The sequence below is a fragment of the Streptomyces albipurpureus genome (assembly GCF_023701525.1).
Taxonomy (GTDB): Bacteria; Actinomycetota; Actinomycetes; order Streptomycetales; family Streptomycetaceae; genus Streptomyces; species Streptomyces albipurpureus.
In genome coordinates this window covers 52,489-72,946 of the sequence record NZ_JAMQAW010000012.1, presented here as the reverse complement: position 1 = coordinate 72,946, position 20,458 = coordinate 52,489, and the positions used below count along the sequence as shown (strand labels likewise).

The window sequence follows — 20,458 nt, the reverse complement described above, 5'->3', positions numbered from 1 at the left end:
GCTGAACCGGGGCCCTTCCCCGCCGGTCGGCAGGGCGACGAATCGCCTACGGGCGACAAGGGCGTGCCCACCCGCCCCTCGGGGTCGTGGCCACCGCCGGTGGGCAAGAGGGGTTGTGAACTGCTCGCTGATGCGGCCGCGCGCTGGCGCTTCGAGATCTGGGAACCCTCGGTGCATTCCTTGACGAACAGGCTGTAGCGTCGCGCAACGGTGGCCACCGAGCGGAGACGCACGGCGGGCCACCGCTACCCGTCCAGGCTTTGAGTCGTTGCCCAGGGCTGTCCCACCCGGATTGCGAGACAGCCCTGAGCCGGTCGGTTAGCGTATTGCGGGCGGCTGGTCCGCTACACCAGCCCACTTCCTCAGTTTCCCGGTGATCTCCTGCTGTTCGGCCGGAGTGAGATAGGCGATCCCTCCGTACGGAGCACCGAAGTAGACCTGGGAATCCTTGCTGCCCTGGTCGACCCGGAACGCCTCGGCACTCACCGGGTCGTTCTTTCCGTAGATGTAGATCATCTCGGAGGAATCCTTGCGGACCCAGTTGTCAATGTCCGCCATCGCCCTGTTGTCGAAGGTCATGGGGATGCTTCGGTCGACAAAGGTTCGCGGGCTGTTGATACCCGGATAGCGTAGGAGGTCGTCCAGGTGCGGTGTGCTGACGGTGGGCCAGCCGGTCTGAGTTCCGGCCAGGTAGAGGTTCTGCTCGTTCCAGCGTAGGTCTTTGTCGCCCCGGAAGTAGGCGGCACTCAAGCGGAGTTCGTTCCAGATCACGGCCGTGGTGGCCGATTTCAGCGGAACGATCTTGCAGAGTCGCTCGGACCGGTGTTCCCAGAACTTCCATGGGTAGTCCGTGACCGAGATCTCGAAGGCGCGGTCCACCGAGCCGATCAGCTCGAAGGTATCGCCGTCCGCCTGGGCCTGCTGGCGGTAGAGCTCCACCAGTTCGTCTCGGCGCACCAGGGCCTCGCGCTGGAAGGATGCGATCCGGTCCCGGCACTCGGGAGTGCCCACCCGTGCGAAGAACGCGTCGTACGCCGAATCGTCGTTGTTTCGCGCGTCATTCCGAGCGGCGAGGACATACGTCCCCTGCACATCAGCCGGGTAGAAGCGGCGGTGGTACGTCGCGATCTGACCCGTCACTCCCATACCTGTGGAGAGCCACTTCTGATCGTAGATGCCCTTGATTGCGACCGTCACTCGGTGCAGATCGGTGGCCAACTGCCAGCTGGTCAGCTTTGTCAGGTCCTTCTGATGCGGTGACGAATCGGGCAGGAAGCGCTGCTCGACCTTCACTTCGTTCTTCGGGAAGAGGATGCCGGTGGGGTTTCCCTGGCCGTGTTGTGTGGGTGTGAGAACGGTCGGGAGGGTCTCGCCCCTGTGGAAGACGATGACCTGCTGCTGGAACGTGCCCGCCGCTGGTCGCCGATGGTCCTTGGGCTGCTCGAACTGGACCCGGTATGCGCGCAGACCGAAGTGTTCGCTATTGGTGATCTCCTGCGAGGAGGTCACTCCCGGAAGCGCGGCAAGGCGTCCATTGATGTCTGATATGGGGTCCTCGGAGGATGCCGCAGCCGGGCCACCGGAAACGCTCACGGCGCTAGAAAGCACCACAATCGACAATAACCATCTCAGTGCGGTACGCATTCACTCTCCTCGTGGTGGAACTTGAATTCCACCGAGCAACTTAACCGCGCGCTTTCCCCGAGGGCTAGAGTCAGAGGTCTATCACCAAATCACTTGGCTGCTTTCCAGCCTGCGAGACAGTACGGCACTGGCGCTCTTGAGGCAGAATGCGCGGTGTTGGCGCTTTACCGTTAGTAACGTATTTATGATTTCATGCGCCACGGAGAGAGGAAATAGGGCGAACGGCAACACGGTCCACGGGTGAAGTGCAAGATCACCGACGTGGGTGCCGCCACCGTTCGGATGTGACCGCCGCACCGCTATGAGCAGGACCTGGTCAGTCGGTGGCAGCCCGGGCGTAGCGCCGGGCCAGGGCGTGGAACGACTCCTTCGGCTTCCAGTGCCAGTCGGATTCCGGATCATTGGGGTTGTCCTTGATCACCTTGACGATGCCGTAGCTCGCCAGATCGAGGTCGTATCGGATCTCTTTCCGATGCGGTTGGTCAGGGGTGATGAACTCGAATGCCATCGCTGAGTACAGTCCCATCGACTCGAACACATCCAGGAGTTCCAGCAGATAGACCGCCTGGGTATGTTCGCTTCGGATCGGATTGCCGATGATCTCCGGCGGATCCTTGGTGTAGTCGACCGTTGCCCACCCCATGCCGCCTGCTTCCGGTGCGCCGACAAAGGTGCAGGTGCCGAACTCCGTGATCGCCAGTGGTTTACCCCAGCGTAGATACTTCTCCAGTTCACGGACGTAGGACGATCGGCGGGGGAAGGAGGAGTAGTAGTTGAGGCCAACGATGTCGAAGAGCGTCCAGTCAACCTCATCGCCCTGTGCGGACGCGTAGCTCAACCGCCCGTGGAAAACGGATCTGCCGACCCGTGCGGCCCGGCCGATGAATCGCCGTAGCTCACGTTGCATATGGACTGGGTCGAAGGTGCCGTTCTGCAGGTTCGCGATCCGCTCCAGCACATGTGCGCCGGGCACGATGCCGGGGACGAACAGCCAGAACTCGCAGCCGACACTGAGATCGACCTTCGCGCCCTGCCGTCGCAGCCGCTCAGCGAACCGACCGCACTCCGCAAGATGGTCAAGAATGTCCTGTTCTGGCTGATCGCCGAGAGTGGGCTCCAGCCAGATGTGCAGGCCGCGTTCCGCGGCTTCAGCTGCCGTGGTCGTCAACCGCTGTACACCGTCTCCGGTGACTTTGATCGAGTCGGCGTGTAGCTCGCGCTGGATGGCCCGTACATCGTCGCGCACCCGCGCCGGCTGCCACGCGGTACCGGGGGTCTCACCGGCTCCGAGCGTGTAGCACACACCCCGGTGGGTGAGCCCGCGCCGCCTCGCGTTGCCATCCGATGTACCAATGGGCGTCGGCTCAGCGGCCGTTGCCCACCCCGTTGTCCCGACTGCGGTGGCAACACCCATGGCTCCCGCTCCCGCGAGAAACCGCGCTCGGCTGATTCCATCGCTCCGCACCGCGCATCACACCTCTCCTGGTCGTCTCCGCCGCTTGCGACGGGATCCCAGTCTGGTGAACGGTGGCGCGCGCCGAACATCGGTCGAAGGTCTACCCGGGCACGACGGGAGTATGAACTCGTCTGTCCATCGGCCCCCTGGGTGTTCAACCCCGCGGACAACGGTTTCGACCGACGGCCCTGATGTGTTCTGGGCTTGCTCGCTCCGCGAGGCTGCCGCGACTCGCCACGGCTTGACGGGGTTCTTGCGCCGACAGCGGGATGAGTACGGGCCCTTTCCAGAGGCGCGCCGACACTCGCCCGTACTCCGGGCGGCGGAAGCCGAACGCGTGGTGAAGGTGTGGACCGCGGGCAACCGAGTGCGTCGTGGGCGCTGACGCGATGGCCCGGCCGGGTGCCACCCATCGCCCACCACCGAATTGCCCATCGGCACGGTTGGGAAGGACGTCAGCACCTGGCTGGCCGCCACCAATGCCCCAGGGCTGTCCCCGACGCAGGTTTAGCGAACGCACGATGACGTGCCTTCTCGGTCCTTGTCACCACCTCCCGTCCCGGCTGAGTCCGCGGGCGGCCTTCAGCCCTCGCTTTCGCAGCTCTGGAACCAGTGACTGTCGAAGTAGCGGGCTGTTGAGAAGGGGTGCTGTCGTTCGGTGAGTATCCGGTAGATGAACTCGGTGGTCGTCCCGTCGAACCGCACCCACGAGTCGGGGAGGTCCGGCGTGGCGAGGATGGGCCATCTGTCGGGGTCGAGACCTTCGGTGAGCCAGAAGAACTGATCGGCCTGCTCGGAATGGGCCCACTCCAGCAGCCCACCCGGGGCCGGGTACACATCGTATGGTTCCCACAGGTCGCCGCTGTTGGTTCTGGCCCATTCTCCCGACCGCTTGGTGTTGAGGATGATGTCGCGGCTGCTGAAACAGGCGCCGGGCACGAACAGTTCGAGGTACTCATCGAAGGCGCCGTGTCCGAACATCTCGGCGAGCCATTTGTAGTCGCTGGGCAACGCGGTCCCCAACCGGGCCTCGGCCGCCGCCCAGTCGACCGTACGCGCACGAGTGGTGTCCCATCCGGTCGCGGCGATGACCCCCTCCGCCCAGGATGCCCCCTCCGGCAACTCCGCCGCCGGGTCCTGCTCCTCCGCCACGAGCACGACGGGCCGGATGCCGTTGCCGAACTGGATGGTTCCGCAGCCTATCCACCTGCTTCCGTACGTCCATGCGCGCATCTCGACGACCCGCTCACCGAAGGGAACCAGGAGCGGCAGTCCGGTCCGCTCGGTCACGGTCGGATCGACATAACCGTCCATGGCGAGGTTCCGCGGCTGTCCATATCGTGCGCTCAGCGCATCCTGGAGCATGGGGAGCGGGGTCCTCTCCGACAGTGCGAGACAGCAGTGGTTCGCCGAGTGCCCTGCCTCATCACAGTGCAGATCGCCCATGCCGGGCCGGGCCAGCCGTTGGACCGCCCTGAGCACATCTTCGTTGTCGTCCATCGCGTCCATTGAAGCGGACGGGACTGACATCGACCTCGGTCGGCGGCACAGCGGCGCATGAGGCGGTGTCTGAGTCGGGGGCTCTGCGCGGTCGTCGGGTCGGCCTGCCGCGCGGTAACGGTGCAACGGGGTTGGGCAACGCACGCCGCCGAGTACGGCGCAGCCCCCGACAGAGCCTTTGAGCTCGGTCTCCAGGCGGTTCTTGACGGCCTCGGAGGGCTCCGCTTCCGGGGGCGCCCGGCAGCGGGAGTCGGACCATGTCCGCTCCTCCTTCAAGCCGCCGCTGAAGGAATCGCTCCCATGACCGGTCTCTGTGCTCGACGACAGCAGGCGCTGACCTCCATGAACCCCGGCTGCGGGGTACCAGATGCTCTCCGGTCGCAGCTGCGGGTACTTCGCACCTGGTCAGGGAGTGTATGACGGTGGTAGCCGCAATCGATTCGATGTGTCACGGTGACGGGCATGGAGGCGAATCGGCCCATTCATCCGCACGATCACCACCACGACCCCAGCCCCGGGCACGGCGCCAGCGGGCACCAGCACGGGCGGGTCGAGCCGCACCGCCGTCGACTTCGGCACCGGCTCGCCCATCTGATCACACCGCACAGCCATCAAACGGGCGACAAGGTCGACGCGGCCATGGAGACCTCCCGCGAGGGGATGCGCACACTGTGGATCTCCCTGGTTGTTCTGGGAGTGACCACTCTCGTCCAGGCGGCGGTCGTTGCCCTGTCGGGGTCGGTGGCCTTGCTGGGCGACACGATCCACAATGCCGCGGACGCCCTGACCGCGGTCCCGCTGGGCATCGCCTTCCTGTTGGGGCGGCGGGCGGCGAACCGCCGCTACACCTATGGCTACGGCCGTGCCGAAGATCTCGCCGGCATCGTCATCGTGGCGACGATCGCCGCTTCTGCCGGCCTAGCCGCCTGGGTGGCCATCGACCGGCTACTCAACCCCCGTGACATCACGCATCTAGGGGCGGTCTCGGCCGCGGCGCTGGCCGGGTTCGTCGGCAATGAGTGGGTCGCCCGCTTCCGGATCCGCACCGGGCGGAGGATTGGCTCCGCCGCGCTGGTAGCCGATGGCCTGCACGCTCGCACCGACGGTTTCACCTCCCTCGCGGTGCTCCTGGGCGCTGGTGGCGCGGCGCTCGGTTGGCGGGCGGCCGACCCGGTCGTCGGCCTGCTGATCACGATCGCCATCCTGTTCGTCCTCAAGGACGCCGCCCGCGAGGTCTACCGCCGTCTGATGGACTCGGTCGACCCCGCCCTCGTCGACACCGCCCAGGCGGCGCTGCGCGATGTGGAGGGGGTGCGGGACACCGGTCCGGTGCGGATGAGATGGATCGGCCACGCTCTGCGCGCGGAGGCCGACATCGTCGTCGACCCGCATCTGACCGTCGTTCAGGCCCATGAACTGGCCGTGGCTGCGGAGCATGCCTTGATCCACGCGGTACCGAGACTGACCGCCGTGACCGTGCACACCGACCACATCCCCACGGGGAGCGACCCGCACGCGGCTCTCGCCCATCACAGCCATCGGCCGGGCGCGGTGTGAGGGTGAGGGGTGCGGTCCACCGTCGGGGGTTCCGCCGTTCCCCTCCTCGACGACGAGTCGGGCCACCCGGCCCGTGTACCCGAAACCCGCGCTTCGGCGGCCGCTCAAGGTCGTGCGGCCACCGGCGCCAGCCGGGACCGGCGATGAACACTCCGATCGTGACCACCGGTGCTGGCCGGGACCCCGCGATGAACACCGCTGTTCGTGGGCACCGGCTTCGCTCGGCCTGCGCACCCGTACGGGACGGAGCGAACGGCGGCGCGCGCCCGCTTGGTCGGCGCGCCGAGATCAACGGCCCAGCCGGATCGGTGCACCGGGCTGGGCAGCCCGCCTGGATCGGCGCGGCCAAATCAGCGGCCCGCCTCACCCGTTGAGGAACTCCGCACACCGGTAGGGACCCAGCACCGCGCCTTCCGACGGTCGCAAGGTGACCTCGACCTCATCGGCCCTGACCGTCGAATCGAGTACGGACTGCGCCCGCGACAGCGTGCACACCAGCTGTCCCGTGCCCTGGTCGCTCCCCGTCCCCGCATAGCCTCCTTCGAGGCGCAGTGTCACGCGGGTGCCCTTACCGGTCACCGTGTAGCCGCCTATCCGGTAGGCGGAGGAGAGCCCGTCGCGCACCTCGCTGGGCGAGGGCCCCTCGGCGAGCCGCTTCATCACACCGCCGAGGCTCTCGGTCTTCCGGTCGAGCAACGACACCCCGCGCAGTCCGCTGTCGGACGCGAAGTACAGCCGCATCCCGCTGGTCAGGCCGGATGCGGGCCCGCCCGCGTCCACCACTCCGGTCGGTTGAACGCCGCAACCCATGAGGGCGCTACCCAGCGCGGTGATCAAGAGCACCGGTCGGACCTTCACCGCGTCTCCTCTCCGTCGCGTCGCAGGGGCAGCCGCAGTGTGAACACCGCGCCGCCCCGGGATCCGTCGGCCACCTCGATCGTGCCGCCGTGCAGCCGCGCGTTCTCCAGCGCGATCGCCGTGCCGAGGCCGCTGCCCTGGCCGCTCTCGTCAGCCGTGCTCCGCGTACGTGCCGCATCCGCCTTGTAGAACCGGTCGAAGACCCGCCCCCGAGCCTCCGGTGGCAGTCCCGGGCCGTGGTCGGCCACCTCCAACGTCACCCACTCCCCGTCCACCGCGTGGGCGACCTTGAGGGTCACGATGACCGGCGGGGCTCCGTGCCGCAGCGCGTTGCCCACCAGGTTCGCAACGATCACATCGATGCGCCGCCGGTCGACCACCGCCCGTACCCCGCCAGGTAGCCGCAGCCGCACCTGGTCCGTCCAGCCGCGCAGTGCCAGCGACGCTCGTACGGTGTCGGCGAGGTCCGTCTCGGTGGCGTTCAGCCGTGCCGCCTTCGCATCGAAGCGGGAGATCTCCATCAGATCCTCGACCAGCCGGGCCAGCCGCGCCGTCTCCGCGCCGACGGTACGGGCTGCCCGCGCCGCGTCCGGCGGCAGTTGGTCGGCGTCCTCCTCCAGAACGGTCGCCACCATCGTCATCGCCGCCAGCGGTGTGCGCAGCTCGTGCGAGACATCCGCCACAAAGCGGCGTGCCTTCGCCTCCTGCTCGCGCAGCTCGGCATCGGATGCCTGGAGCGCGTCGGCGGTCTCATTGAACGTCCTGGCCAGATCGGCGAGTTCGTCGTGCCCGGTGACGGCCACCCGGCTGCCCAGGTCTCCGGCCGCGAGCTCACGGGTGGCCCGGCCCAGTTTCCGGACCGGACGAAGGACCGTACCCGCGGCCAGGAGCGCCAGAACGGCGGCCAGCACCACCACCGGCACGACGCCCGTCCGTACGGAGTCCAGCAGGGCGGCCGTGTCATCGCGCTCGGCCCGCAGATCGGTGATGGCGAAGACCTCCAGGCCGGAGACGCGGCTCTTCCCGTCGTCGTAGATCAGCACGGGCATGCCGACGATCAGGTACGGCTGGCCCCGCCACATCACCCGCTGGAACCTGGCACCACCCCCGCCCCGTACCGCGGCGCGCAGCTCGGTGGTTATGCGGCCCTCGGTGTCGGCGAGTGTGTCGGAGACCGCGACGAGGTCCTGGTAGCGCGCGAGCACGATGGGGGTGCCGACGCCGATGCCTTCCGAGACCTTCACGGCGAACCGCGACAGCGACTCCCGGTTGGGCGGTACGTCGAAGTCGGCGGCGACCGTGCTGACCCGCTCCCGCAGATCGTCCACGGCGGTGTTCTGGGTGCGCTGGAGGATGGCGGTGCGGGCGTCCCGGTAGGCGAGGGCGGTAGCGGTCACCGCGCTGATGAGGGCGACGACGACGAAGCCGGCGACCAGCCGGGTGCGCAGCCCGCCGGCGAGCCGCCGGGAGCGGCGCTTCGCGGTGGGACCACCGCCCTGGTTCCTCCTGTTCACAGGGGTCCAAAGCGATAGCCGAAGCCCCGCACCGTCTGGATGTACCGCGGCTTCGCCGGTATGTCCTCCAGTTTGGCCCGCAGCCGGCCGACCGCCGCGTCCACCAGCCGGGAGTCACCTAGGTAGGTGTGGTCCCATACGGAGTCGAGGAGCTGCTCGCGGCTGAAGACCCGTCCGGGGGCGGCCGACAACTCCAGCAGCAACCGCAGCTCCGTGGGCGGCAACGCGATGAGGACCCCGTACTTGGTGACGGTCAGCCCGGCGCGGTCGATCACCAACCCGGCGCTGTCGGCGTCCGCCCCCTGCGTCTGCCCGGACGGTTCCGCACGCCGCAGGGCGGCCCGGATGCGGGCCTCCAGCACGGGTGCGGTGACCGGCTTGACCACATAGTCGTCGGCGCCCGCCTCCAGACCCGTCACGACGTCCTGGTCGTCGCCGCGCGCGGTCAGCATGATGATCGGCAGCACGGTGGTCCTGGAACGAATGCGGCGGCACACCTCGAAGCCGTTCATTCCAGGCAGCATGAGATCCAGTACGGCCAGCTCAACCTTCCCGCCCCCGGGCCCGTCCAGCAGGGCGAGGGCTTCCTCGCCGGTGGCCGCCGTGTCGATGTCGTACCCGTGCCGGCGCAGCACGAGCTCCATTCCGTCCCTTACGGACGCGTCGTCCTCGATGAGCAGTACATGCGGCATGCCGTCGATTATGGGCGCCACAACCGCCCGTCCGCTGCCCCGACGGGTGGTGGATGTGCAGGTCGGGGGCATTGTTACGTTCTCATCATGTGGCCATGGAGGGCCTGTCACACGGGGTCGCGAGAGTAGGGGCATGATCTTGAAAACGACCCCGCGTACCCGTAGTCGGCTGCGCCTGACCGCGCTCGTCACGGTCCCCGTCCTCGCCTTCTCGATGGCCTGCGGGGGCGGTGATGACAGCGACGGCGCCAAGAAGGACAACGCGATCGCCGATGTACCGGACGCGCCGACCTCAAGCGCGACGAAGGGCGAGACCACACCAGCCACCCAGCCCGCGGGCAAGAGCGCCTTCTACGACGCCCAGATGAAGTACGTCCAGTGCATGCGCGCCAAGGGCGGCTACCCGGACTTCCCCGACCCCAAGCTCAGCGGCCACTTCGACTGGGCGAAGATCAACGAGATCGGCTCCCAGCCCGGCCGCAACGAGGGCATCAAGGGCGGCAAGAACCGCGCCTGCGTCGACGAGCTGCTGGCCGCGTCCGCGGCAACGCCCAAGATCGACCAGCAGAAAGCGTACGAGTCGATGCTCGCGCACGCCCAGTGCATGCGGGACAACGGCATCTCCAAGTTCACCAACCCGACCATGAGCGGCGGCAACGCACAGCCGGGCGGCCAGCCGAACCCGATGTCCCGTGCCTTCGACGAGGAGTCGCCCTCGTACAAGCAGGCCCGCAAGGCGTGCGAGTCAAAGCTGCTCGAAGGCCTGGACGGCATGCAGTGAGGAGCCGCACCGCCTTCCTCGCCCTCGGCTCGGTGACTGTCGGCGCCGCGGTCGCCGGGGGAGTCCTCTTCCTCGGCAACGGAGCTGACGCGGGCAACTCCGGTGGTGGTGGCGATCTCCCACCCGCCACCACCACCGTCGTACGCACCGACCTCGTGCTGTCCAAGACGGTCGACGGCAAGCTCGACTTCGCGCAGCGCCGCGCGGTGAAGTCCGCCGTCGACGGCACCGTCACGGTGGCCGCCTCCGAAGGGAAGACCCTGACCATGGGGCAGGCACTGTACGAGCTGAACGACAAGCCCGTCACCCTCCTGTACGGGCCGGTCCCCATGTTCCGCGAGATGAAGGCGGGCGACCGGGGGAGCGATGTACTCCAGCTGGAGCGCAATCTGCGCGACCTGGGGTACGGGTCGAAGCTGTATGTCGACATCTGGTACGACGACGACACCGCGGCGGCCGTGAAGCAGTGGCAGAAGTCCCTCAACCGCGACCCCACCGGCAGGGTCGGCAAGGGGGACGTCGTCTTCCAGACCGGACAGGTCAAGGTGGCCAAGGCCGATGCGGTGCTCGCCGATCAGGTCGGCCCGAGCGACACGGTGTTGACGATCGCCTCCACCAAACCCGTCGTGCGCGCGCAACTGGACCAGAACGACGGTGCGCTCGCCTCAAGCGGCACCAAGGTCGAGGTCACCCTCCCGAGTGGGAAGTCCGTGACGGGCAAGGTCGCCGGGACGGTACGTCCCGAGCAGTCCGAATCCGAGGGCGGCGCGGTCGCCGCGGAAGGCATCACCGTCGAGGTCGTCCTGGACGGCGGGGCGAGCGCCCTGTCCGGCGAGGACAGCAAGGCGTCGGCGAGTGTGAAGTTCGTCAGTGAGGCACGCGAGGGAGTCCTCGCCGTCCCCGTCGAGGCGGTCGTCGCCCTGCGCGGTGAGAACGGCGGCTACGGTCTCCAGACCGTCGACGGCGACACCTCGAAGATGGTGCGCGTCCAGACGGGCATGACCGCCGACGGGCAGATCGAGGTCAGCGGCCCGGATGTGCGCGAGGGACTGAAGGTCGGAGTGGCGAAGTCATGACGCCCGCACCGGTGATCGAACTACGGGACGCCACCAAGTCCTACCCCGGCGGCGTCCACGCCCTGCGTGGAGTGAACCTCACCGTTCACCAAGGCGAACTGGTCGCCGTTGTGGGCCCGTCCGGCTCCGGCAAGTCCACCATGCTCCATGTCATGGGCACCCTAGACAAGCCCACCACGGGCACCGTCCGGATCGCCGGATACGACGTGTCCCAGCTGTCGGACTCCCGGCTCTCCGCACTGCGCGCCCGCCATATCGGCTTTGTGTTCCAGCACTTCCACCTGGCCGCTGGGCGCGACGCGGTGGACAACGTCGCCGACGGGCTCCTGTACGCGGGTGTATCGCTGAGGGAACGGCGTACGCGGGCGAGGGAAGCGCTCGCCAAGGTGCGACTGGAGCATCGCTACTCGCATACGCCGAGCGAACTGTCCGGTGGCGAGAAGCAGCGCGTGGCCATCGCCCGTGCCCTGGTGGGAGATCCCACACTGCTGCTTGCGGACGAACCGACCGGGGCGCTGGACACCGCGTCCGGCGAGATCGTCATGGAGTTGCTGCACGAGCTGAACGCGTCCGGTACCACCATCTGCGTGATCACCCACGACAGTGAGATCGCGGCCTCGTTGCCGCGCCGGGTCCGCTTCAAGGACGGCGAGATCGTCTCGGACTCGCGCCCCATCTTCCCTACCGAAGAGGCCGGTTCATGAAGAGCGACCTCAAGCCCTCCCGTCTCTCCCCGCGCGACATCCTCCGTGTCGGAGCGGTCGGCCTGCGGGCGCGTCGCGCGCGGGTGGTGCTCTCGGCGCTCGGTATCGCCATCGGTATCGCGACCATGGTCGCGGTGGTCGGCCTGTCCGAGTCGAGTCGCGCGGATCTGATGGCCCAGCTCGACCGCCTCGGCACCAATCTCCTCACCGCGGAGGCCTCCGAGGACGAGCGGGGGAACCCGATCAAGCTCCCCAAGAGCGCGGTCGCGATGGTCGAGCGCATCGGTCCGGTGCAGCACGCCACGGCGAGCGCCGACATCGACGCCCGCATCCGCCGCAGCGATGTGGTTCCCAGGGAACGCACCGCCGGTGTCATCGCCCAGGCGGTCCGTATCGATCTGCTGTCCACGCTCGGTGGCGAGGTCGACAAGGGCAGCTGGCTCAATCAGGCTGGCGAACGCCTGCCGACGACGGTTCTCGGCTCGGTGGCGGCGGATCGCCTCGGCATCACCCGCACCGGCGAGACGATCATGATGAATGAGACGCGCGTGGTCGTTGTCGGCATCCTCAAACCGATCGAACTGGTCCCCACCCTGGATCGGGTGGCCATGGTCGGATTCCCCGCCGCCGAGCGCTACTTCGGCTTCGACGGCCACCCCACCACCATCTTCGAGCGCTCCACGGACGCGTCGGTGGAGGATGTCTGGGCGGTTCTGGGCCGCACCATCAGCCCCGGCAACGGGTCGGGCGTCAAGGTCTCCCGCCCCTCGGACGCGCTGGCCGCCAAGGCCGCCACCCATGAGGGCCTGACGACCCTTATGCTCGGCCTGGGCGCGGTGGCCCTGCTGGTGGGCGGTGTGGGCGTCGCCAACACCATGGTCATCTCCGTCCTGGAGCGGCGCCAGGAGATCGGCCTACGCCGCTCGTTGGGCGCGACCCGCAGTGCGATCCGGCTCCAGTTCCTGACCGAGTCGCTGTTGCTCTCGGGGCTGGGCGGGGCTACGGGCGCGCTGCTCGGCGCGGCGGCCACCTATGGCTTCGCCCAGGTCCAGGGGTGGACGGCGGTGGTTCCGCTCTGGTCCCTGGCCGGCGGCGTGGCGGCCACCCTCCTGATCGGCGTGGTCGCCGGCCTCTATCCAGCGATCCGTGCCTCCCGCCTGCACCCGACAGTGGCTCTGAACGCGACATGAGCCGGCGGCGCACGGGATGCCCCCGCGAGACGCGGTCCGTGCGGTCGACGACGCCGCGGGGTTTCAGCCCCGCACGGTGTACTGCGACTTCGTGGGGTGAGTGCGCCCAAGACAGCGTTCGATCATCGTGTGAGCCCCTACCGCCGGGCAGCGATGCCTCGTTGCCCGGCACCGCGGCGGCGACCGGGATCGGAGAACGTCCAACTGTCAGTCCCTCCTCCTAGGGTGCTGGCATGACCAGTTGGATAGACAGTCCAGTCCCCCACCACGAGGCGAACGTGGTCTTCGCTCGGGGCATACCACGTGATGAGCTCACCCGAGGCTTGGGCGACCGGCTGCGAGAACCCCTGGCGAGTGGCGAGGGAAACGGGTGGGTGTGGGCGGCACACGACATGCACAACCGGGAGAAGGAGGACTACGGCGCCGTCGACTACGCCAGCATGTGCCCGGGCGGGGCGGAGATCGTTGTGTTTGTGACCGAGCCTTGCAGCCCCAAGGGCTTTCCGCCCGAGTTCGAGTACTACCGGGACGGTCGCCTGATCCTCTGCTTCAGCTTCGAGGACCTTCAGCAGCGGGTGGGCGAGAACCCCGACTACCTGTCCGCCGAACTCCTGGCGGCACACCTCATCGGCCCCAACAGGACATGCGGATTTCCCGACTGCCCCGGTGACGACTGCCTCGACCACTTCGACGTCGAACACCGTCTGGTGGAAGTGATCACCGATGCCTTCTCCCTGCCCGCGCCGTCTCTGCCGCCGGAGGTGAGGGCGAAGTGACCTGGCTGGCCCCGAACACGTTCGTCACCTTCTGCAAGGGACTGACCTTGCCCATCCTGTCCGGCATCCTCTCCGAGGCGGGGCGTCCTGCCCTTGCCGTCGGCGAATCCGGCGGCTGGGCCTGGGCGACGCACGACGCCTACGCCGCCCCGTACCGGGAAACCGCCCTGGAGTTGGCGCGCGGCATCACCAGTAGCCGCCTCGCGAGTCGCCTGGGTGCTCCGGATCGGGTGGAAACCGTGTTCCTGGCATCCACGCCCGCGTGTACGTGCCCACACGGGCGAAACCTCATGGTTCCCCACTGTGCCGAGCACCCCTTGCAGTTCGTCTACAGCCTCGCCGGGTTCGAGCAGGTGTACTTCAACGTCGGACAGCGCCGTGAATCCCGGCGTGGTGGAGGCGAGGCCGACCTGCTCGTACAGGAGCTACTGGAGGCGGGGATCGTCGGCCGAGACGCTTCGAAGTACGACACCGATCCCGGCTTCAACGCCGATGGCGCCTACACGGTGCGGATCATCGCCGACCACTTTGGGCTTCCCTCACCACCGCTCCGACTCGGATCCGCCCGGGCTGATCGGGAAACACCGGAGCGATAGTCGGCAGGGGCGGGTCTCTGGCCGGCCGAGTCCGGTTCGCCCCGACAGCCATCCAGATGATCCACCCGCTCTCCCGGGGCCACCGGTGCGGCAGGTCGCCACCGTCCACACGGATCGCGCCTGGTACGGCTGTCCGCACGGCAGACTCCAAGGTGTTACGCCTGGGCGCTCTGGCGGCCCCGGAGAACTGCCGCTCCGGGGCCGCGACCATCCGTCGGTAGTCATTGTCGGTCACCCTTACCAGCCGGCCAGAGGCCACCATCAGCACCCGAGATCACCCGCATTCACCGCTGTGACGAGAACTGAACACTGAATGGTGGCCGAAAGTCGCTGGACTGCCGGTGCGCGGCGGGGTGCAAAGTCGGCTTGTGATGGCAGACTGCCATCACAAGCTGAACCGTTTCTTCGATTGCGGCGTCCGCAGCGCCGTCCTGAGTTCCGGGCCGTCCGCTGGGTGGCACCGGGGAATTCGCACAGGACTGTACGGTCTCGCCAACCGGCCACATACTTCAGCGCCCGCCTCCGTCCCACCCCCGGTAAGGGGCGGGCGCTGAACTCCCTCACCCAGTGGGTTCGGCGCGGCCGGCACAGGTGCCGCGGTGTAGGGGGAACGCCCGGCACCGCAAAGGCACACCCACCTTGACGTCGTTGTGGAGACGATCTGATCCGCACCTGACAGGCGCCCGGTAGTGGACGCGTGCGCCGACTCCGGAGTCGGTATCGCCAACCGGGTGGGAGCGATGCTGAAAGGCACCGATCCGATCCACCGGACACGCGACCCCTGAGCACCCGGCTGGCCACCCCTGGGACAGGCCGTCACACAGGCTGACCCGGGTGAGAGCCTGAATCGCCGCCCTACTGCGAAGGGACGGACGGGGTGGACATCGCGCGCGGGCGCGCGGGTCGGCCGAGGCGGACCGGGACTCCCGGCGAGTACAGCACACTGACCGGCTCCCCTTGGAGTTCGGGCAATCCGGCCGCCGCCACCAGCTCCTCCTGGCATTCGACGAGATCTGCTCGATGCAGCGGCCAGCGTGGATGGTCATTGGGCAGATAGGCGACACCGCCGGGAAAGGCGTTGTGCATTCCCCACCGGGCGGTCAGAAAGTGCTCCAGTTCTGTGGGCTCCTCGACGAGTTCGCCCTTGCGCAGGGTGATCCGGCTGCTCACACCGCGAGGCCCGGGCCAACGCCGGGAGCTGTCGTATACGAGGGTGTCGCCATCGGCGCGTACGGACATGCGGGACCACACGTACGGCAGCCGGAAGCCGGCCCGTCCCAAGAGCACCGGCACGAGTCTGGCGGCGTCCATCGAGCGGAACACCACCCCGCGCCGGCCATGGGCGTCGACCGAGTAGAGGCGCACGTTCGTCTCCGGGAAAGCTCCGAAGTAGGGGACCCCGGGCAACCGGAACCAACCGACCCGGTCCATCCGGAAGGCCACAAGGCCGACGTACGTCTTCCCGTGGAGTGTGTCGGGAACGGTCCCTGCCGGTAGCAGCCCAGCCGCGAGGGCCGGGTCCACTTCCCAATGGACGAAGGCGAGGTCCAACCACCGTTGGGTGAGTAGCGGACTCGATATCGCGCTGGGTGCGTCCGGGCTGACGGGGCCCAGGGAGCGCTCTGTGCTCGGCATGACGACAGCATCGCAGAACAGCCGGGAATGGCCCCAGGCAGTGGAGTGGTGTGTGTGAAGGCCACTTCCCACGGGCGGGAAGGCCACTTCCCACGGGCGCTTCCCCATCCTGACCGCAGTACGGTGGGCGAGAACCCGAGGCGTGCGCGGAGCCCAGACTGGTGCGCCGGAGGCGGTAGTTCGAGGTACACGTGCGCGTCGACATCCCAAGTGAGGGCGGTGGCCGCGGGCTTGTCGATGCCGGTGCCGGCCGCACGCCGATGTTCAGGTCGCCCCGATCCGGGGAGTACCGATCACGTCGCCCCACCGCTGACAGAGGCTGACAGAGGTCACCGGCAGGTCTGCTGACCCTCCGCCCGGAAAACCAGTGGAATCGCGCCTCCAGGTGGCGCTAGCGTGCTACCGCCCCTCGCCACCCGGTCAAGGACGTGCCGTTGTACACCAAGTGAGACACCCCTAGCGCTGATCCGTCGCGCGGCGCACCTGTGCGCCGTGCTCCTTTTCGCTGCGGTCTTCTCACTGGAAACCGGTGTTTCTGTGTCCAGAACCTGGGTGGTCGTTCCCACCTGCCTGCCAATCGTTCTCCGCCGTTGCCACAGGTGTGCCTCCGTGCGCTTCCGGGCGAACGGCAAATTCCGTGTCAACGCGAACCACAAGCTCCTCGACGCCTGGATTCTGGCGCTGTGCACTGGGTGCGGGGACACCACCAAACTCACTGTCCTGGAGCGGACGCACGTCCGTTCCGTACGACCTGAGCTGCTGGACCTCCTGCACAACAACGACCGCGGCCTGGCTGCCGAGTTGCTCCAGGACCCGGTCGTGCGGCGCCGCAATCGCATCGCCCTCGACTGGGACAACGCCTGGCGCCTTGACAGCGGCGGGCCGGACCAACCGGATCAGCCGCAGGGCGAGGCGATCGAGGTCTCCGTCGGTTTCGTGGCACGGATTCCTGTGCGGCCGGTGCGACTGATCGCGAAGGGTCTCGGCCTTCCGCGAGTCGAGGTCGAGAGACTGCTCGCCGAGGGGAACCTCGTATCCACCGTGCGTCTGAGCGGCAAGCTCTCCGCCGACTTCACCTTTGTGCTCAAGCGCTGAGTCCTTCTGGGCCCAGGGTCTGTCCGGCAGGATCCGATCCGCCGGGCAGGCCCTGGAGGTGTGTTCACCGCTCTGCCTCCGCACCATGGAGCGGCGGGACACTGCCGGGGTGCTATCCGCCACCGCAAGCCCCTACAGCGCACGTGTGAAGGCAAGGTGATACCTCTCCAGCCCTTCGATCAGATGGACGAGCCCCATCAGCTCCCTGAACCGCGCGTCGGCCGGATCTAGCCCCGCACAGCGCACCCGCGAGGTGTACGCGCTGTCCCCCCGGAGTTGGAACTGAAGCACCGGCCTGTCCATGGTGCGCGGGTACCGGTGCTCGCCCTGGCCGCTCCGCAACTCCCTCCTCGGTGTGCGGGAGGAACCGCCGGAGGGCCCCGCGTAGCTTCGGGGCTGGCGGCCGCCACGCACTGTCTGGCGACTTCAGGGCGGCTTCGAGATGGTCATAGGGAAGCGGGGGAGCGGCCGAGAGGCGCGCCCCGGGCGGCTGCCGGCCGGGGCGTCCCGCACCGGGATCAGCGCGTACGGATTTCTAGCGGAGATCCGTCTTGGGGTCGACAACCTCATCGCTGGGCGGCTCTTGAGCGTCGACCTTCTTGTCGTACTCGGTGAAGACCATTTCTCCGGGGGTCTTACCTCCTTGGGAGACCGACTTGAGAATGTGAGGCTTGCCCTCGGTGGCGACGAACAGCGTGAGCTTCTCGCCGCCCGGCTGCTTCTTCTCCAGGTTCAGGGCCTTCTTGCCGTCGACACTGGTGGTCTCGCCCTTCTTCATACCCTTGCGCTCGGACTTGTCACCGTCCATCGCGGCGAGGAAGGCCTGCTTGTCACACATTCCCTGAAGACCGCCTTCGTTCGCTGGGGCCTTCACCCATTTCCCCTGGAGTTTGCCCATGGCCTTGTCCGCGTCGGGCTGTCCCTTCAGGGAGTTCTTCCAGAACGCCGCGTCGCCCCGGACATACGCCGACTGACTGGTCTGGATAATCTCCGCCTTCGTGCCCTGCCCGGACAGGGTCCCAGTGCAGTTGTCCTGTTCGTCGACACGGAAGTCGACCTGGATGGTGCTTCCGTCCTGCTGTTTGACACTGCCGGCCATGCGCACGGATTTCGCGTCGCGTGTCGCCTGAACCGCGTCTGCCGCGATCTTGTCCGCGTTCTTCCCTTCGAACGGCTCATCCGAACCGCTTTCTCCGCAGCCCACCAGGGCGCCTGTTCCCAGACAGACCGCGACCGCAAGGGTGACAGACTTCTTCAACGACACGACGATTTCCTTCCTGTCAAAGGCCAAGTGGATGCTGGCATCTCACCTGTCCGAATGTGCTGTGCTCATGAATCGTTGACCTTCGAGTGCCCTGAAAACCCATATACATACAGCAGGAGTCGCCTAGGATCCGCATGGTTTTCGCTGGCCCGAAGACAGAAATGCGCGTTTTTCCATCCGGTCTTGCCGGATGGAAAAACGCGCATGATGAAACCGAATGGCTGCCCTGGTGGAGAGTAAGTCGACAGGTCGCGCTAGCGTTTCCTTTTCGCCTGAAACCACATGGCGACAGCGATCAGAACGACGATCAACAGTATCCACTTCATGATGTCAGCAACTCCGTCCGGTGTTTCCTATCAGTCCTCGCGGCGAGGGGTGGGACCCGTCCGCTCGATGAAGAGCCGACCATGCCGTCACCCGTCTCGGCCCCGAGCTTTACGTCGTCGTGGCGACCGGCACCCGTGGTGTGTGTCCCACAGCCGTCAATCGGATAGCGAATGCCCCTGGTGAGCGGGTTGAACCCCGCTCCACGCAACTGGTTCCCGACCACGTGGTGATAGCCGGCGGAAAGCCGATGAGGGAACCCACCGTTGGAGTTCTCCTAGGGTCACCCCTGGTTGGGAGGCCATTGCCGGGTACGCGGCTGCCGCGCGCGGTCATGCGGACGTGCGGACATCCTGCATGCATGTGGGCATGTGGGCATGTGGGCATGAGGGCATGAGGGCTCCGGCCGGGGCACTTGCTGTGCGACAGAGCGCCATCGAACCATTGACGCGGTAACGGCGTTAACACTAGCGTGGCGATAACAGCGTTAACAGGTGGCGGTCGGGTCGACGGCGAAGTGAGGCAGCTGATGCGGCAACTCAAGGTTCTGATCTCCGGTGCGAGCATTGCCGGTCCCGCCCTGGCGTTATGGCTGGCCAGGTACGGCGCGGCCGTGACCCTGGTGGAGCGGTGGCCCGAGCTGCGCACGGGCGGTCAACTGGTCGACCTCCGCGGGGTCTCACGCGAGGTGATCCGGCGGATGGGCGTCGAGGCCGACATCAGGGCCGCGAGCGAGGACAACTTCGGTCTCTCCTTCGTCGACACCCGAGGGCGCACCAGGGGGGAGATCAGGTCGGACCAGTTCGGTGGTGACGGACCGGTCGCCGAGATCGAGATTCTGCGCGGCAGCCTGTCGCGCGTGCTCTACGAACGGTCGCGGGATCGCGTCGACTACCGCTTCGGCGACCGGATCACCTCGGTGCGCGACGAGGGTGCGAAGGTCCGGGTCGAGTTCGAGACGGGACCTGCCGAATCGTTCGACGTCGTCGTCGGAGCCGACGGGCTGCACTCGGAGCTGCGCGGGACGCTGTTCGGCCCCGAGGCCCAATTCGTGCGCCATCTCGGCACCTATGTGTCCTTCTGGACCGCCCGGAACCATCTGGCGCTGAAGGACTGGACGGTCGTCTACAGCGAACCGGACAGGACGATCGGAATGCGGTCCATCCTCGGCGGCACCAAGGTGATGGCCTTTCTCACCTTCCGCGGGGGGCGGCCTTCGTACGACTGGCGTGATGTCGATGCCCAGAAGCGCATCGCCCAGGCCAGGGCGTATGGCATGGGGTGGGAGGGGGCCGCCTTGCTGTCGCAGATCGACACCGCCCCCGACTTCTACTTCGACACCTGTAGTCAGGTGAACCTTCCCGCTTGGTCGGCCGGACGTGTCGGGCTCGTGGGCGACGCGGCGTACTGCGCTTCGCCGCTGTCGGGTCATGGCGCGACGATCGCGATGGTCGGCGCGTACGTCCTCGCCGGCGAACTGGCCCGCACACCGGACGACATCACGGGGGCGTTCGCACGGTACGAGGCCGGATTGCGCCCATGGGTCGAGCGGATCCAGCGGTCGGCTCCCGGTCAGGGCAGAGTGATGACGCCCCGGACGTCGCGCGGCATCGCGCTGCGCAACGGAGTGACGCGCCTGGCCGGACATCTTCCCCGCAAGGAGCTTCTTCTGCGGAGCACGGTCCGGATGTCCAATTCCATGCTCCTCGACGACTACTCCCGGTATCTGGTGGGGGCCGGGCGCCCCTGAGTTGTTCGCCTCGGTGGTGTCGTCCCCAAGGCGGACCGCCTCCTCG

Annotated in this window: 19 protein-coding genes; 10 read left to right on the top strand and 9 right to left on the bottom strand. The window is 67.4% G+C overall.

The genetic code is table 11. The annotated features are described in order from the left end of the window. Positions 1-318 precede the first annotated feature (318 nt). From NBG84_RS16085 to NBG84_RS16075, 3 genes are all read right to left on the bottom strand, one after another. On the bottom strand, positions 319-1,644 hold the full coding sequence (locus NBG84_RS16085) for an alpha/beta hydrolase family protein (protein ID WP_285366841.1): 1,326 nt from the start codon (positions 1,642-1,644) through the stop codon (positions 319-321). A gap of 316 nt (positions 1,645-1,960) precedes the next feature. Further along, positions 1,961-3,058: a glycoside hydrolase family 113 protein gene (locus NBG84_RS16080; protein WP_250920134.1), complete on the bottom strand. Its 1,098-nt coding sequence runs from the start codon at positions 3,056-3,058 to the stop codon at positions 1,961-1,963. Between the two features lie 624 nt (positions 3,059-3,682). Continuing rightward, positions 3,683-4,600, bottom strand: coding sequence for an SMI1/KNR4 family protein (locus NBG84_RS16075; protein ID WP_250920133.1), 918 nt, complete (start codon positions 4,598-4,600; stop codon positions 3,683-3,685). Between the two features lie 462 nt (positions 4,601-5,062). Between NBG84_RS16075 and NBG84_RS16070 the strand changes: the two genes are divergently transcribed. After that, positions 5,063-6,157 carry a cation diffusion facilitator family transporter gene (locus NBG84_RS16070; RefSeq protein ID WP_250920132.1) on the top strand — a complete coding sequence of 365 codons (1,095 nt, stop codon included), beginning with the start codon at positions 5,063-5,065 and terminating at the stop codon, positions 6,155-6,157. A 158-nt stretch (positions 6,158-6,315) separates the two neighbouring features. Then, complete coding sequence (locus NBG84_RS16065; protein ID WP_250920131.1) at positions 6,316-6,531, top strand: hypothetical protein; 216 nt, start codon at positions 6,316-6,318, stop codon at positions 6,529-6,531. On the opposite strand, the gene NBG84_RS16060 is transcribed toward NBG84_RS16065, so the two are convergent. The 3 genes from NBG84_RS16060 to NBG84_RS16050 are packed head-to-tail and all read right to left on the bottom strand — an operon-like array spanning position 6,521 to position 9,221. Next, positions 6,521-7,015 carry a hypothetical protein gene (locus NBG84_RS16060; RefSeq protein ID WP_250920130.1) on the bottom strand — a complete coding sequence of 165 codons (495 nt, stop codon included), beginning with the start codon at positions 7,013-7,015 and terminating at the stop codon, positions 6,521-6,523. The two genes, NBG84_RS16065 and NBG84_RS16060, sit on opposite strands and share 11 nt — an antisense overlap. Beyond that, positions 7,012-8,529 carry an ATP-binding protein gene (locus NBG84_RS16055; RefSeq protein WP_250920129.1) on the bottom strand — a complete coding sequence of 506 codons (1,518 nt, stop codon included), beginning with the start codon at positions 8,527-8,529 and terminating at the stop codon, positions 7,012-7,014. Before NBG84_RS16055 ends, NBG84_RS16060 begins: the two co-directional genes overlap by 4 nt. After that, entirely contained in the window at positions 8,526-9,221 is a 696-nt protein-coding gene (locus NBG84_RS16050; RefSeq protein ID WP_250920128.1) for a response regulator, read from the bottom strand. The genes NBG84_RS16055 and NBG84_RS16050 overlap by 4 nt, the downstream gene beginning before the upstream one ends. A gap of 133 nt (positions 9,222-9,354) precedes the next feature. Here NBG84_RS16050 and NBG84_RS16045 point away from each other — a divergent pair, with 133 nt between their 5' ends. From NBG84_RS16045 to NBG84_RS16020, 6 genes are all read left to right on the top strand, one after another. Next, a complete protein-coding gene (locus tag NBG84_RS16045) occupies positions 9,355-10,002 on the top strand; it encodes a hypothetical protein (protein WP_250920127.1) in 648 nt (215 codons plus the stop codon). Next, a complete protein-coding gene (locus tag NBG84_RS16040) occupies positions 9,999-11,078 on the top strand; it encodes a peptidoglycan-binding protein (protein WP_250920126.1) in 1,080 nt (359 codons plus the stop codon). The genes NBG84_RS16045 and NBG84_RS16040 overlap by 4 nt, the downstream gene beginning before the upstream one ends. Then, positions 11,075-11,782: an ABC transporter ATP-binding protein gene (locus NBG84_RS16035; protein ID WP_250920125.1), complete on the top strand. Its 708-nt coding sequence runs from the start codon at positions 11,075-11,077 to the stop codon at positions 11,780-11,782. The genes NBG84_RS16040 and NBG84_RS16035 overlap by 4 nt, the downstream gene beginning before the upstream one ends. Next, complete coding sequence (locus NBG84_RS16030; RefSeq protein ID WP_250920124.1) at positions 11,779-12,972, top strand: ABC transporter permease; 1,194 nt, start codon at positions 11,779-11,781, stop codon at positions 12,970-12,972. The genes NBG84_RS16035 and NBG84_RS16030 overlap by 4 nt, the downstream gene beginning before the upstream one ends. A gap of 233 nt (positions 12,973-13,205) precedes the next feature. Next, positions 13,206-13,748, top strand: coding sequence for a hypothetical protein (locus NBG84_RS16025; RefSeq protein WP_250920123.1), 543 nt, complete (start codon positions 13,206-13,208; stop codon positions 13,746-13,748). Further along, entirely contained in the window at positions 13,745-14,344 is a 600-nt protein-coding gene (locus NBG84_RS16020) for a hypothetical protein (protein ID WP_250920122.1), read from the top strand. Before NBG84_RS16025 ends, NBG84_RS16020 begins: the two co-directional genes overlap by 4 nt. A gap of 855 nt (positions 14,345-15,199) precedes the next feature. On the opposite strand, the gene NBG84_RS16015 is transcribed toward NBG84_RS16020, so the two are convergent. Then, positions 15,200-15,979, bottom strand: a complete 780-nt coding sequence (locus NBG84_RS16015; RefSeq protein ID WP_250920121.1) for a YqjF family protein — start codon at positions 15,977-15,979, stop codon at positions 15,200-15,202. Between the two features lie 537 nt (positions 15,980-16,516). Here NBG84_RS16015 and NBG84_RS16010 point away from each other — a divergent pair. Continuing rightward, positions 16,517-17,074, top strand: coding sequence for a DUF1062 domain-containing protein (locus NBG84_RS16010; protein WP_250920120.1), 558 nt, complete (start codon positions 16,517-16,519; stop codon positions 17,072-17,074). Between the two features lie 132 nt (positions 17,075-17,206). Here NBG84_RS16010 and NBG84_RS16005 read toward each other — a convergent pair whose 3' ends face one another. Both NBG84_RS16005 and NBG84_RS16000 read right to left on the bottom strand, forming a co-directional pair. Next, entirely contained in the window at positions 17,207-17,377 is a 171-nt protein-coding gene (locus NBG84_RS16005; RefSeq protein ID WP_250920119.1) for a hypothetical protein, read from the bottom strand. Positions 17,378-17,609: 232 nt separating this feature from the next. Continuing rightward, positions 17,610-18,338: a hypothetical protein gene (locus NBG84_RS16000; RefSeq protein WP_250920118.1), complete on the bottom strand. Its 729-nt coding sequence runs from the start codon at positions 18,336-18,338 to the stop codon at positions 17,610-17,612. Between the two features lie 853 nt (positions 18,339-19,191). Here NBG84_RS16000 and NBG84_RS15995 point away from each other — a divergent pair. Continuing rightward, positions 19,192-20,412 (top strand): FAD-dependent monooxygenase, encoded by a 1,221-nt coding sequence (locus NBG84_RS15995; RefSeq protein WP_250920117.1) that lies wholly within the window; start codon positions 19,192-19,194, stop codon positions 20,410-20,412. The last annotated feature ends 46 nt before the right edge of the window (positions 20,413-20,458 follow it).

Coding starts and splice junctions, on each gene's coding strand:
- NBG84_RS16070 (WP_250920132.1), top strand. CDS start 5,063: ATGGAGGCGAATCGGCCCATTCATCCGCACGATCACCACCACGACCCC.
- NBG84_RS16075 (WP_250920133.1), bottom strand. CDS start 4,600: ATGGACGACAACGAAGATGTGCTCAGGGCGGTCCAACGGCTGGCCCGG.
- NBG84_RS16030 (WP_250920124.1), top strand. CDS start 11,779: ATGAAGAGCGACCTCAAGCCCTCCCGTCTCTCCCCGCGCGACATCCTC.
- NBG84_RS16005 (WP_250920119.1), bottom strand. CDS start 17,377: ATGGACAGGCCGGTGCTTCAGTTCCAACTCCGGGGGGACAGCGCGTAC.
- NBG84_RS16080 (WP_250920134.1), bottom strand. CDS start 3,058: ATGGGTGTTGCCACCGCAGTCGGGACAACGGGGTGGGCAACGGCCGCT.
- NBG84_RS16025 (WP_250920123.1), top strand. CDS start 13,206: ATGACCAGTTGGATAGACAGTCCAGTCCCCCACCACGAGGCGAACGTG.
- NBG84_RS16050 (WP_250920128.1), bottom strand. CDS start 9,221: ATGCCGCATGTACTGCTCATCGAGGACGACGCGTCCGTAAGGGACGGA.
- NBG84_RS16045 (WP_250920127.1), top strand. CDS start 9,355: ATGATCTTGAAAACGACCCCGCGTACCCGTAGTCGGCTGCGCCTGACC.
- NBG84_RS16085 (WP_285366841.1), bottom strand. CDS start 1,644: ATGCGTACCGCACTGAGATGGTTATTGTCGATTGTGGTGCTTTCTAGC.
- NBG84_RS16015 (WP_250920121.1), bottom strand. CDS start 15,979: ATGCCGAGCACAGAGCGCTCCCTGGGCCCCGTCAGCCCGGACGCACCC.
- NBG84_RS16035 (WP_250920125.1), top strand. CDS start 11,075: ATGACGCCCGCACCGGTGATCGAACTACGGGACGCCACCAAGTCCTAC.
- NBG84_RS15995 (WP_250920117.1), top strand. CDS start 19,192: ATGCGGCAACTCAAGGTTCTGATCTCCGGTGCGAGCATTGCCGGTCCC.